Here is a 12,357-nt window from a genome sequence, read left to right as displayed (position 1 = left end):
CAGGAATGCCGGATGAAACGGGATGCGAATGTTAGAATCGGACCACTAGGCCGATCAGTTGAGCTTGCGCTCGACAGCGATAGCGGTGGCTTCGCCGCCGCCGATGCAGAGCGAGGCAATGCCGCGCTGAACGTTGTTCTTCTCCATCGCGTGCAGCAACGTCACGATCAGCCGGGCGCCGGTTGCGCCGATCGGGTGGCCGAGCGCGCACGCGCCGCCGTTGACGTTCAGTTTGTCGCGCGGAATTCCGAGATCCTTGGCGGCTGCCATCGGCACCACGGCGAAGGCTTCATTGATTTCGAAAAGATCGACGTCGCTGACGCTCCAGCCGACCTTCTCGAGCAGTTTGCGGATCGCGGGAATGGGAGCGGTCGTGAACCAGTCGGGAGCCTGGCTGTGCGTTGAGTGACCCTTAATCTCGGCAAGGATCGGCAGGCCCTCGCGTTCCGCGATCGAACGACGGGTCAAAATCAGCGCGGCCGCACCGTCGGCGTTCGCTGAGGAGGCTGCGGGGGTAATGGTGCCGTTCGGTCGGAACGCTGGCTTCAGGTTGGGAATCTTGGCCGGATCGACCTTCAGCGGATGTTCGTCGTTTTCAACGACACGAACGCCTGCCTTTTCCTTGACGGAAATCGGCGCGATCTCCTTCTTGAAAGCGCCGCTCTGGACGGCGTTACGCGCCCGGGTCAGCGTCTCGACAGCGTAGTCGTCCTGGTCCTTGCGGCTGAACTGATAGGCTTCCGCGGCGGCTTCGCCGAAGTCACCCATCGAACGGCCGGTCTCGTAAGCGTCTTCGAGGCCATCCATCATCATGTGATCGATGATGCGGTCGTGGCCGACGCGATAGCCGCCGCGCGCCTTTTGAAGAAGGTATGGCGCATTGGTCATGCTTTCCATACCGCCGGAAATAACGATGTTCGCCGAGCCTGCATTGATCAGGTCGTGAGCCAGCATAGTGGCCTTCATGCCCGATCCGCACACCTTGTTAATGGTGGTTGCGCCGGTGGCGTCCGGCAACTTCGCGCCGCGTGCAGCCTGACGGGCAGGGGCCTGTCCTTGTCCCGCTGGAAGAACGCAGCCCATCAGAACCTCGTCGATCCGGTCGGGCGACAGCTTGGCCCGTTCCAGCGCGGCACCGATGGCGTGGGAGCCGAGATTATGTCCGCTAAGCGATGACAGGTCGCCCTGAAAGCGGCCAAGGGGAGTGCGAACTGCGGAAACGATGACGACGGGATCGGACGTGGACATGCAACTGCTCTCCTGGTTCGCGCACGGAGCCTGACCGTGTTAGATGACATGCATCATATGAAAGGACGCGGAAATTGCAATCCGCGTCCGGACAATAAAAGCATGAATCGAGTCCGGACAAGCAGCCCAGCGTTTAAAACATGCCTTGGTATGCCAAAATTCGCATGAATTATTTTCGTGCGTCGGATGAGTTATTTTCGTCTGTCGAGAAAAGCCTGCATGTGGCGCTGGGGTTCGCCCGTCAGGAACGACTTCCCGAACACGCCGACACTGAGATTGATCGATTCCGTAAGTGGGAGTTCTTCCCACTCCCTCAAGAGGGCCTTCTGATTTCGCATGGCTTCCGGTCCGCATTCCGCGATGGCGGAGGCTGCGGTTGTGATCGCCTCGTCAAGATCGGCTTCGGAGACGACCTGATCGACAAGTCCCCAGTTCAATGCGGTCGGCGCATCGATCGTGGCCGCAGTCAGGATTAGCCAGCGCGCACGTCCCCAGCCAACTAACCTTGGCAACAGGGCCGCGTGGATCACCGAGGGGATACCAACCTTGACCTCCGGCATTGCGAACTTCGCCTCTTGCGATGCGATCCTCAGATCGCATGCTGCGGCAAACTCAAGTCCGCCTCCGAGACACCATCCGCGCAGCCGCGCAATCACCGGCGTTGGAAACTGCCGGACAGCTTCGCAGAGGTCGCGCAACCCGGTGATGAATTTTTCAGCCGAGACCTGATCGAGTGTCGCCATCTCCTTGATGTCCGCGCCGCCGATCATGCTTGTCTCGCCGGAACCCCTGACAATCAACACGCGGACGTCGCGGTCCTTCCCAAGCAATTCCAGCCCTTCGCGAACGCCATGGATTACTGCCGAGTTCATGATGTTGAGTGGACCGGCGTTGGTGATCGTTAATTGTGCGATGCCGTTGTCGCGACGGGTGACGTTGCAATAGTCGTTGATCGTTTGCATTTTTCGGAAGCCTGACGGTTGCGAGAAGGTGTCGGTATGCGCGATGGTGCGCGATCCGTTATCCTTCGTCAAATACCGTGCATGGCAGCCATTTTGCGCCCGAAACAAGCATTTTTCTCGCTAAGATATGTTATTATATGATCTGAGACATCTGATGAGGCGGTGATGCGTTACTCCAAGGATCACAAGGCGGAAACCCACGAGCGGATCGTGAAGAATGCGTCCGTGCGTCTGCGCGAGCGCGGCGCGGCGAGTCTCGGGGTGGCTGATCTGATGAAGGAAGCCGGTCTGACCCACGGCGGATTCTATGCCCACTTTTCGTCGCGCGACGCGCTGATCAGCGAGGCCTTCGCCCATGCGATGCAGCAGACCACAGGGCGGTGGCGCAAGCGCGCGGAGCAGTTGCCGGAAGACAAGCGCCTTGCTTCGATCGTGAACGGCTATCTGTCCGCCGAGCATCGCGACGACGTCGGTAACGGCTGTGCATTGCCGTCGCTGGGCGTCGAGGTGTCGCGGGCCAATCCAAAAACGCGCAAGGCATTCGCCAGCAAGCTCGAAGACATGATCTCGATGCTGGCGGAGCAATCCCCAAGCCTGCCCACAAAGACGGCCCGCCGCGAAGCTATCGCTGTGCTCTCGACGATCATGGGGGCGATGATCCTGGCGCGCGCGGCAGGGACGGGCGAATTCTCCGACGAAATCCTTAGCGCGGGCCGCCACGCAGCGTTGCGGGGCGAGAACGCGGCAAAACCGCGCACGACGAAGCCCAAACCGAAAACCGAGGCCTGAACGCCAGGCAATATCTCTTTGCATTGCACGCCACCGTGCTGTGCGCAGAACCGGGTTCCTATTCCAGTTGTTGCGGTGCTAGAACCTTCGAAACATTCGCTTTTGGAGGTTACGCATGCGTTCGATCGGGCACTTTATCGGCGGAAAACACGTTAAGGGTACGTCAGGCCGGTTTGCGGACGTCTTTGAGCCCATGACCGGTGAAGTTCAGGCCCAGGTTGCGCTTGCTTCCAAAGCCGAGACCCGAGCCGCCATTGAAAACGCAAAGGCGGCGCAACCCGATTGGGCGGCGACCAACCCGCAGCGCCGGACCCGCGTTCTGATGAAGTTCCTTGAACTCGTCGCGCGCGATAACGACGCCATGGCCGAATTGCTGGCCCGCGAGCACGGTAAAACGATTCCCGACGCCAAGGGCGACATTTTGCGTGGCGTCGAGGTTGTCGAATTCGCGCTCGGAATCCCGCACCTGATGAAGGGCGAATACACCGAAGGCGCTGGCCCCGGCATCGATCTCTATTCCATGCGGCAGCCACTTGGCGTGGTTGCGGGCATCACACCCTTCAATTTCCCGGCCATGATCCCGATGTGGAAGTTCGCGCCGGCGATCGCTTGCGGCAACGCGTTCATCCTCAAGCCGTCGGAGCGCGATCCAGGCGTGCCGATGAAGCTTGCAGAACTGATGCTCGAAGCAGGGCTTCCGCCAGGCATTCTGAACGTCGTCAACGGCGACAAGGAATCGGTGGATGCGATTCTGGATGACCGCGATATCGCGGCTGTCGGCTTCGTGGGGTCTTCGTCGATTGCGCAGTACATCTATGAGCGTGCCGCAGCGACGGGCAAGCGCGCGCAGTGCTTCGGTGGCGCCAAGAACCATATGATCATCATGCCGGACGCCGACATGGACCAGTCGGTGGATGCCTTGATTGGCGCAGGGTATGGTGCGGCTGGCGAACGTTGTATGGCGGTTTCGGTCGCAGTACCGGTCGGCAAGACCACGGCTGATCGTTTGATGGAAAAGCTGATCCCGCGTGTCGAGAGCCTGAAGATTGGCCTGTCGACCGATCCGACGGCCGACTACGGCCCATTGGTGACAAAGGCCGCGCTGGAGCGTGTGAAGGATTATGTCGAGATCGGCATCAAGGAAGGCGCCAAGCTCGCCGTTGATGGCCGTGGCTTCAAGATGCAGGGCTACGAGAAGGGCTTCTACATGGGCGGCTGTCTGTTCGACAACGTCACCAAGGACATGCGCATCTACAAGGAAGAAATCTTCGGCCCGGTGCTGTCGGTGGTGCGTGCCAAGGACTTCGACGAAGCCGTCGCCCTGCCGTCCGACCATGAGTATGGCAACGGTGTTGCGATCTTCACCCGCGACGGCGATGCCGCGCGCGAGTTCGCAGCCAAGGTCAATGTCGGCATGGTCGGCATCAACGTGCCGATCCCTGTGCCGGTGGCCTATTACACGTTCGGTGGTTGGAAGCGCTCCGGCTTCGGCGATCTCAACCAGTATGGACCGGATTCCGTGCGCTTCTACACCAAGACCAAGACGGTGACCTCGCGTTGGCCGTCCGGCGTCAAGGAAGGCGCTGATTTCTCGATACCGACCAGCTGACGCAGCAAAGCGGGCGAGATGCAGTTCGCACTCACTGAGGATCAGATTGCGGTTCGCGATATGGCTCGCGAATTCGCGGCTGAGAAAATCGCGCCGTTTGCGTTGAAATGGGACGAGGAAAAATTCTTTCCCGTCGACGTGATGCGTGAAGCGGCAGCGCTCGGCATCGGCGGCATCTACATTCGTGACGATGTCGGTGGATCGGCACTGACACGTTTCGATGCCGCGCTGATCTTCGAGGCGCTGGCAACCGGATGTCCGACCGTTTCGGCGTTCATCTCGATCCACAACATGGCTTCGTGGATGATCGACCACTACGGCTCGGACGCGCAGCGCCAGAAATGGCTGCCGCGTCTTTGCACCATGGAATTTCTGGCGAGCTATTGCCTCACTGAGCCGGGCGCCGGCTCGGATGCGGCGGCACTCAGCACGCGCGCGGTGCGCGATGGCGATCATTATGTCCTGAACGGTCAGAAGCAGTTCATCTCCGGGGCGGGGAAAAGCGACATCTACGTTGTGATGGCACGCACCGGCGGCAATGGTGCGGGCGGTATTTCCACGCTGGTGGTCGAGGGCGATACGCCGGGCCTGTCGTTTGGTGCCAATGAACGCAAGATGGGCTGGAACGCACAGCCGACCCGCGCGGTGATCTTCGAGAATGTGCGAGTTCCTGTCGCCAATCGCATTGGCGAAGAGGGCATTGGTTTCAAGATCGCCATGTCCGGCCTTGACGGTGGACGCCTCAATATCGCGGCTTGCTCGCTCGGCGGCGCGCAATCGGCGCTCGACAAGTCGCTCGCTTACCTGAAGGAGCGTCGGGCCTTCGGCCAGCGGCTCGACGAATTTCAGGCACTGCAGTTCCGTCTCGCTGATATGGCCATAGAGCTTGAAGCCGCGCGCTCGTTCCTGTGGCGGGCTGCTGCTGCGCTCGACCGCAAGGATCCCGACGCGACCATGCTTTGCGCGATGGCCAAACGTTTCGGCACCGATGCCGGTTTTGAAATTGCCAATCAGGCGCTGCAACTGCACGGCGGGTACGGCTATCTGTCGGAATACGGTGTCGAAAAAATTGTACGGGATCTGCGGGTGCATCAAATTCTTGAAGGGACCAACGAAATCATGCGCGTGATCGTTGCGCGCAAGCTGATCGAAGGTGCGCGATGAGTGCGCATGCGGCGATGGCTGAATCACCGGAAAAGGACCTGATCACCTGCCGCGAGGGCGCGGCGGGAATCATCCGGCTGAACCGTCCGAAGGCGATCAACGCGCTGACGCTCGAGATGACGCGCGAGATCGTGGTTGCGCTCGATGAATTCGAGGCGGATCCTGGTGTGTCGCTGGTGTTGCTGGAAGGCGCGGGCGAGCGCGGACTGTGTGCCGGTGGCGACATTCGCGGGCTTTATGAAAGCGCGAAGGCGGGCGGCGATCTCGGGCCGGTCTTCTGGCGCGAAGAGTACATTCTGAACGCGCGCATTCCGGAGTTTCCGAAGCCTTATGTTGCCTACATGGACGGTCTCGTCATGGGCGGCGGCGTTGGGCTGTCGGCGCATGGCGCGCATCGGATCGTGACCGATAAGACGAAGATGGCGATGCCCGAGGTCGGTCTTGGCTTCTTCCCGGACGTGGGCGGGACGTGGCTATTGTCGCGTGCGCCCGGCGAAATCGGAACCTACTTTGCCCTGACGGGGCAAACCATGACCGGTGCCGATGCGGTCTATGCAGGTGCGGCGGATGTTCTGATTGCTTCGAGCAACTGGCCGGCGCTGCGTGACGCGTTGACCAATGCGCCGCTGCGGGCGACCAGCGACGATGTTCGTGCGATCATGGGGCGATATGCAGCGGCTGACATTCAGGCGCCGGTTGCTGCCCATCGCGAGCAGATAGACCGCGCTTTCGGGCATGACACGATGGAAGACATCGTAGCAGCGTTGGAAGATGATGGTTCGGAGTTTGCGCTGGCGACGCTCAAGGCGCTGTCGGAAAAATCGCCGACCGCGCTCAAGGTGACATTGGAACTGCTGCGCCGTGCGCGCACTTCCAAATCGCTCAAGGAAAGCCTCGTTCGCGAATACAACTCGGCGCTGGCGGTGTTCACAAGCGCTGAATTCGTCGAGGGTGTTCGCGCAGCCATTATCGACAAGGACCGCAACCCGAAGTGGTCGCCGTCGCGGATCGAGGATGTCACTCCCGAGATCGTCGAGAAGTACTTCGCGCCGAACGGAAAATACAAGCTGGGTTTTCCAGACTGAAGTCATTGAACCAACAATAACGAGGGCAGGAAATGGCAAACATTGCATTCATCGGTCTTGGCAACATGGGTGGACCCATGGCGGCCAACCTCGTCAAGGCAGGTCACAAGGTTCAGGGTTTCGACCTCGTGCAGGCGTCGAAGGACGCCGCCAAAGCGGATGGCGTCGGCATTGCGGCGAGTGCTGCGGAAGCCGTGAAGGACGCGCAGATCGTCGTTACCATGCTTCCCGCAGGCAAGCATGTTCTGGGCGTGTGGAAAGAGATCATTCCTTCGGTCGGCAAGAACACGCTGATGATCGATTGCTCGACGATCGATGTCGAAAGTGCCCGGCTTGCGCACGCTCACGCAACCGAACACAACTTGCCCTCGATCGACGCCCCGGTGTCCGGCGGTACTGGCGGCGCGAAGGGCGCGACGCTGACATTCATGTGCGGTGGGACCGCTGCGGCATTTGCGGCTGCAAAGCCCATTCTGGAAAACATGGGCAAGAAGGTCGTCCACTGCGGAGAGGCCGGCGCAGGGCAGGCGGCCAAGATCTGCAACAACATGATCCTCGGCATCTCGATGATCGGCGTATCGGAAGCGTTCGCGCTCGGCGAGAAGCTGGGCCTGTCGCATCAGGCGCTGTTCGACGTGGCGTCGACCTCGTCGGGCCAGTGCTGGTCGCTGACTACGTATTGTCCGGTGCCGGGTCCGGTTCCGGCTTCGCCCGCCAACAACGAGTACAAGCCGGGCTTCGCCGCGGCGCTGATGCTGAAGGATTTGCGTCTGTCGCAGGAAGCCGCGAAAGCCGCCGGTGCGGCCACGCCGCTCGGCGCACATGCGGAAAGCATCTATGACGCCTTCGAGAAAGCCGGCCACGGCGGAGTCGATTTCTCCGGTATCATCAAGCATGTTCGTGGGCTGGCGAAATAGGATTTCTTGATGACGACATTCCAGGACGCGCGCGCTTTCCTGCTCAAGCATCGTAACGACTACGATAAGGCCATTGCGGAGTTCCGCTGGCCGGATGAGAAGCAGTTCAACTGGGCGCTCGACTGGTTCGATGCTGGTCTGGCCGGCAATCCCGAAAGCCGTGACCGCACGGCGCTCTGGATCGTCGATGCAGCTACGAATACCGAGACAAAGCTATCGTTCGCGGAGCTGTCGCGCCGATCCAATCAGACCGCGAACTTCCTGCACGATCTGGGGCTCAAGCGCGGCGACCACCTGCTGTTGCTGCTCGGCAATGTGGTGCCATTGTGGGAAACGATGCTTGCCGCCATGAAGCTCGGCGTCATTGTGATCCCCGCGACGACGCTGCTGACAGCGGACGAATTGCGCGACCGTCTCGATCGCGGCAAGGCGAAGATTGTTGTCGCGACACAGGATCAGGTCGCAAAGTTCGAAGGTCTCGGCGGCGAGGGCTTTACGCGGATTGTCGTGGGCGCAACCTCCGAACACAAAGGCTGGCGGCGTTTCGAGGACGCAGCGAATTATCCGGCGACGTTCACACCGGATGGCGCGACCAACGCGAACGATCCGATGCTGCTGTATTTCACGTCCGGCACCACGGCCAAGCCGAAGCTCGTGCTGCATAGCCATAGCAGTTATCCGGTCGGGTCGCTGTCCACGATGTATTGGCTCGGACTTCAGCCGGGCGATATTCATCTCAACATTTCGTCGCCGGGCTGGGCCAAGCATGCGTGGAGCTGCTTCTTCTCGCCGTGGAACGCCGGCGCAACCATCTTCATCGTCAACCAGCCGCGCTTCGATGCCAAAGGTCTGCTGGCCACGGTCGCGCGCTGTGGCGTAACGACGCTGTGCGCGCCGCCGACCGTATGGCGGCTGTTCATTCAGGAGCGGCTTGCGGACTACAAGGTTTCCGTGCGCGAGGTCTGCGGCGCAGGCGAGCCGCTCAATCCGGAGGTGATCGATCAGGTCAAGGCGGCGTGGGGCCTCACAATTCGCGACGGCTACGGACAGACCGAGACAACGGCGCTGGCCGGCAATTCGCCGGGACAGCCGGTGAAAGTCGGCTCGATGGGGCGGCCAATGCCGGGCTACAAGGTTCAGGTGGCTGACGCCGACGGCAATCTGGCGAAAGAGGGCGAGGTGCGCCTCGTGCTCGGCGCGGATCGTCCGGCAGGGCTGATGCTTGGCTATCAAGGCGACGACGGCAAACCGAAGGGTGCTGACGGCGCGGTCTATCAGACCGGCGACGTGGTGTTTCTCGATGACGACGGTTACCTGACTTTCGTCGGCCGCTCCGACGACGTGTTCAAGTCGTCCGATTATCGCATCAGTCCGTTCGAACTCGAAAGCGTGCTGCTGGAGCATGAGCTCGTCGCCGAAGCGGCTGTGGTGCCGACGCCGGACCCCATTCGTCTCGCACTTCCGAAGGCCTATGTGTCGCTGGTGCCGGGCACCGCGATCACGCGGGATACGGCGCTGTCGATCTTCAAGTACGTTCACTCGCGGCTGGCGCCGTTCAAGCGTATCCGCCGTATCGAGCTGGTGACGGAGTTGCCGAAAACGATCTCCGGCAAGATTCGCCGCGTCCAGCTTCGCCGTCTTGAGCACGACAACGACCGCAAGGATGCGCTGCGTGGTCAGGAATTCCGGGAGGAGGATTTCCCGGAATTACAGGCTTCCCAGAGCGCGGCGCGGTAACATCTCAGGCCGCGTTCAGGCATAATTCCCTCCAAAAGCCTGTTTGAAATGGCGTCCGGACGCCGTTTGCGGCAAGGGACGAACGCGCCCGCCTGTCTGTGCTTGTCCGCAAATTTCGCTTGGCCGGACCGCCGATCTGTGGAATGTGCCAACCCAGTTCGAATTTCAGCCGGGAGATGGTTCGTGGGCGCTGCGATGAATCTGGAAGACTACCTGAAACTCGTGGGCACAGAGCTTGGTGTTTCGGAGTGGCATACGATCGATCAGAAGCAGATCGACGCGTTCGCCGATGCGACCGAAGATTTTCAGTTCATCCACATTGATCCGGAGCGTGCAAAGCGCGAAACGCCATTCGGCGGGACCATTGCGCACGGCTTCCTGTCGCTGTCGGTGCTGCCGAAGCTCGCCTATGCCACCATGCCGACGCTGAATGGCGCGGCGATGTCGATCAACTACGGCTTCGACAAGATCAGGTTTCTCACGCCCGTGCGGGCCGGCAAGCGCGTGCGCGCGCGGTTCGTGCTGTCCGAGGCGACCATGAAGTCACCAAAGGAACTTCTGGCGCGTACCAATACGACGCTGGAAATCGAGGGTGAGCCAAAGCCTGCGCTGGTCGCGGATTGGCTCGGAATGCATTTCTTCGCATAATGTAAGGGACGATCATGGCAATCAGGTTCGATGGACGCGTTGCGGTTGTGACCGGTGCTGGAGCAGGACTCGGTCGCGCGCATGCGCTCGGTCTTGCAAAACTGGGCGCGCGGGTTGTGGTCAACGACATGGGCGCGGCGCGCGACGGCAGCGGCGGTTCGGTCAGTCCGGCTGAAGCGGTTGTGGAAGAAATCCGCAAGGCGGGCGGCGAGGCGATGGCCGACGGCGCGGACGTCTCTAACTTCGAGCAAGTCAAGGAAATGGTCGCCCGCGCGTCGATGAAGTGGGGCAGCGTCGATTTGATGGTCGCGAATGCCGGCATCCTGCGCGACAAGTCGTTCGGCAAGATGGAGCCGGATGATTTCGCCAAGGTCATCGCCGTGCATCTGACCGGCACGTTCAACTGCTGTCGCGCGGTATGGGACGGCATGCGCGAGCGCAACTATGGCCGCATCGTCGTCACCACGTCATCGTCGGGCCTGTTCGGCAACTTCGGGCAGGCGAATTATGCCGCGGCGAAGGCCGGCATGGTGGGTCTGATGAACGTGCTCGCCGAGGAAGGCCGCAAGACCAACATCCGCGTCAACACAATTTCGCCGACGGCTGCGACCCGCATGACCGAAGGCCTGATCGGGCCGGAGATTCTCGCGCTGATGAAGCCTGAAGCGATCACGCCTGCCGTGCTGTACTTGCTGAGCGAAGACGCGCCGACCCGCACCATCATGGGCGCGGGCGCGGGTTCGTTCGCGGTCATCAAAGTCGTCGAGACCGAAGGCCTCAACCTGCCGCAGGATCAGTGGACGCCGGACGCCATCGCGGCGAACTTCGCCAAGATCGGCGATATGTCGACGGCGCGTGATCTCGGCGGTGCATTCTTCCAGACCTTCAAGTATGTCGAACAGGCCGCCAAGGCCGCGGGCATCAAGCTGCCGCCGATGGGCGGTTAAGCACCTTGGATGTCGCCGTCATCGGTGCCGGTCCAGCGGGGCTGATGGCGGCTGAAGTTCTGGCGGCGGGCGGTGCGCGAGTCACCGTCTATGAGCGCATGCCGTCGGTGGGGCGCAAGTTTCTGCTCGCCGGACGCGGCGGCCTCAATCTCACCCACAGCGAACCGCTCGATCACTTTCTGCAGCGCTATCGCGAAGCGATGCCGCATCTGCGGCCAGCCATCGAAGCATTTCCACCCGAAGCGCTGCGTGCGTGGAGCGAAGGTCTGGGCCAATCTACTTTCGTGGGCTCAAGCGGGCGGGTGTTTCCGCAGGCCATGAAGGCGTCGCCGTTGTTGCGCGCCTGGCTGCGGCGGCTTGATCAGTCCGGAGTTCGCCTGGCGTTGCGGCATCGCTGGAGGGGGTGGAGTACGACGGGCGAATTGCAATTCGAAACCCCGGAGGGTCTGATATCGCTCAAACCCGACGCCACGGTGGTCGCGCTTGGCGGTGCAAGTTGGCCCAAGTTAGGCGCAGATGGTGGCTGGATCGATTCGTTCAAGGCGAGGGGCATTGAGATCGCACCACTGCGGCCTGCCAACTCCGGCTTCCGTGCCGCATGGTCGGATCTTTTCCGCGACCGCTTTGAGGGACAGCCGCTGAAGGGTGTCGCATTGTCTTTCGGCGGAGAGACAATGCGTGGCGAGGTGACGATCACACGCAGTGGCATCGAGGGTGGTGCGATCTATGCGCTGTCGGCTCCGTTGCGCGATGCGGTGCTTGCGCATGGCGCGGCTCTGGTTCATCTCGCGCTGCGGCCCGATCTCGCAGCATCGGATCTGACGGCGCGTGTCGGCAGGCCGCGACTGAAGCAATCGATGTCGACCTACTTGCGAAAAGCCGCAGGTCTTTCGCCGGTGGCCATCGGATTGTTACAGGAAGCGGCGATTGCTGAGGGGCTGAACCTGTTCGCGATGACTCCTGAAACGCTTGCGGCCTTCATCAACGCTGTTCCGGTTCGTCTCACAGGTGTTGCGCCAATCGAGCGTGCGATTTCGACAGCGGGCGGGATTTCATTCGGCGAAATCGATCCGCACTTCATGCTGCGCAAACTGCCCCGTGTGTTTGTCGCCGGTGAAATGCTGGATTGGGAGGCGCCCACCGGCGGTTATTTGTTGCAGGCTTGTTTCGCCACAGGCGCAGCGGCTGGGCGGGGTGTGCTGAAGTATTTGGATGTCGCATAAGCCGTCACCCTGAGGTGCCGTAGCGGAG

11 protein-coding genes are annotated in these 12,357 nt (G+C 61.2%); 9 read left to right on the top strand and 2 right to left on the bottom strand.

The window, feature by feature from the left end; genetic code table 11:
• Window positions 1-54 precede the first annotated feature (54 nt).
• Together HNQ36_RS01250 and HNQ36_RS01245 are read right to left on the bottom strand one after the other, a co-directional pair.
• On the bottom strand, window positions 55-1,248 hold the full coding sequence (locus HNQ36_RS01250) for an acetyl-CoA C-acyltransferase (protein ID WP_184082146.1): 1,194 nt from the start codon (window positions 1,246-1,248) through the stop codon (window positions 55-57).
• Window positions 1,249-1,439: 191 nt separating this feature from the next.
• Window positions 1,440-2,210 carry an enoyl-CoA hydratase gene (locus HNQ36_RS01245; protein ID WP_184082145.1) on the bottom strand — a complete coding sequence of 257 codons (771 nt, stop codon included), beginning with the start codon at window positions 2,208-2,210 and terminating at the stop codon, window positions 1,440-1,442.
• A gap of 165 nt (window positions 2,211-2,375) precedes the next feature.
• Here HNQ36_RS01245 and HNQ36_RS01240 point away from each other — a divergent pair, with 165 nt between their 5' ends.
• The 9 genes from HNQ36_RS01240 (at window position 2,376) to HNQ36_RS01200 (ending at window position 12,329) form a co-directional block, all read left to right on the top strand.
• The gene (locus tag HNQ36_RS01240; protein WP_184082144.1) at window positions 2,376-2,999 is read left to right on the top strand and encodes a TetR/AcrR family transcriptional regulator; all 624 of its coding nucleotides are present in this window, start codon (window positions 2,376-2,378) and stop codon (window positions 2,997-2,999) included.
• Window positions 3,000-3,114: 115 nt separating this feature from the next.
• Window positions 3,115-4,608 carry a CoA-acylating methylmalonate-semialdehyde dehydrogenase gene (locus tag HNQ36_RS01235; protein ID WP_184082143.1) on the top strand — a complete coding sequence of 498 codons (1,494 nt, stop codon included), beginning with the start codon at window positions 3,115-3,117 and terminating at the stop codon, window positions 4,606-4,608.
• Between the two features lie 18 nt (window positions 4,609-4,626).
• A complete protein-coding gene (locus tag HNQ36_RS01230; protein ID WP_184082142.1) occupies window positions 4,627-5,772 on the top strand; it encodes an isobutyryl-CoA dehydrogenase in 1,146 nt (381 codons plus the stop codon).
• Window positions 5,769-6,857, top strand: a complete 1,089-nt coding sequence (locus HNQ36_RS01225; RefSeq protein ID WP_184082141.1) for an enoyl-CoA hydratase/isomerase family protein — start codon at window positions 5,769-5,771, stop codon at window positions 6,855-6,857. Before HNQ36_RS01230 ends, HNQ36_RS01225 begins: the two co-directional genes overlap by 4 nt.
• Before the next feature lie 32 nt (window positions 6,858-6,889).
• On the top strand, window positions 6,890-7,774 hold the full coding sequence (gene mmsB / locus HNQ36_RS01220; RefSeq protein ID WP_184082140.1) for a 3-hydroxyisobutyrate dehydrogenase: 885 nt from the start codon (window positions 6,890-6,892) through the stop codon (window positions 7,772-7,774).
• A 9-nt stretch (window positions 7,775-7,783) separates the two neighbouring features.
• Window positions 7,784-9,511 (top strand): AMP-binding protein, encoded by a 1,728-nt coding sequence (locus HNQ36_RS01215; RefSeq protein WP_184082139.1) that lies wholly within the window; start codon window positions 7,784-7,786, stop codon window positions 9,509-9,511.
• A gap of 183 nt (window positions 9,512-9,694) precedes the next feature.
• The gene (locus HNQ36_RS01210) at window positions 9,695-10,159 is read left to right on the top strand and encodes a MaoC family dehydratase (protein ID WP_347339934.1); all 465 of its coding nucleotides are present in this window, start codon (window positions 9,695-9,697) and stop codon (window positions 10,157-10,159) included.
• 14 nt (window positions 10,160-10,173) lie between these two features.
• On the top strand, window positions 10,174-11,106 hold the full coding sequence (locus HNQ36_RS01205; RefSeq protein ID WP_184082138.1) for an SDR family NAD(P)-dependent oxidoreductase: 933 nt from the start codon (window positions 10,174-10,176) through the stop codon (window positions 11,104-11,106).
• A 5-nt stretch (window positions 11,107-11,111) separates the two neighbouring features.
• Window positions 11,112-12,329: a BaiN/RdsA family NAD(P)/FAD-dependent oxidoreductase gene (locus HNQ36_RS01200; RefSeq protein ID WP_184082137.1), complete on the top strand. Its 1,218-nt coding sequence runs from the start codon at window positions 11,112-11,114 to the stop codon at window positions 12,327-12,329.
• Window positions 12,330-12,357 lie beyond the last annotated feature (28 nt).

Source organism: Afipia massiliensis (assembly GCF_014203115.1).
Taxonomy (GTDB): domain Bacteria; phylum Pseudomonadota; class Alphaproteobacteria; order Rhizobiales; family Xanthobacteraceae; genus Afipia; species Afipia massiliensis.
Note: the sequence above shows the minus strand (reverse complement) of the source record. Positions and strands in the feature narration are given on the sequence as shown.

Excerpts from the sequence above, each read along its gene's own strand:
- HNQ36_RS01250 (WP_184082146.1), bottom strand. The coding sequence starts at position 1,248 with ATGTCCACGTCCGATCCCGTCGTCATCGTTTCCGCAGTTCGCACTCCC.
- HNQ36_RS01245 (WP_184082145.1), bottom strand. The coding sequence starts at position 2,210 with ATGCAAACGATCAACGACTATTGCAACGTCACCCGTCGCGACAACGGC.
- HNQ36_RS01240 (WP_184082144.1), top strand. The coding sequence starts at position 2,376 with ATGCGTTACTCCAAGGATCACAAGGCGGAAACCCACGAGCGGATCGTG.
- HNQ36_RS01235 (WP_184082143.1), top strand. The coding sequence starts at position 3,115 with ATGCGTTCGATCGGGCACTTTATCGGCGGAAAACACGTTAAGGGTACG.
- HNQ36_RS01230 (WP_184082142.1), top strand. The coding sequence starts at position 4,627 with ATGCAGTTCGCACTCACTGAGGATCAGATTGCGGTTCGCGATATGGCT.
- HNQ36_RS01225 (WP_184082141.1), top strand. The coding sequence starts at position 5,769 with ATGAGTGCGCATGCGGCGATGGCTGAATCACCGGAAAAGGACCTGATC.
- mmsB (WP_184082140.1), top strand. The coding sequence starts at position 6,890 with ATGGCAAACATTGCATTCATCGGTCTTGGCAACATGGGTGGACCCATG.
- HNQ36_RS01215 (WP_184082139.1), top strand. The coding sequence starts at position 7,784 with ATGACGACATTCCAGGACGCGCGCGCTTTCCTGCTCAAGCATCGTAAC.
- HNQ36_RS01205 (WP_184082138.1), top strand. The coding sequence starts at position 10,174 with ATGGCAATCAGGTTCGATGGACGCGTTGCGGTTGTGACCGGTGCTGGA.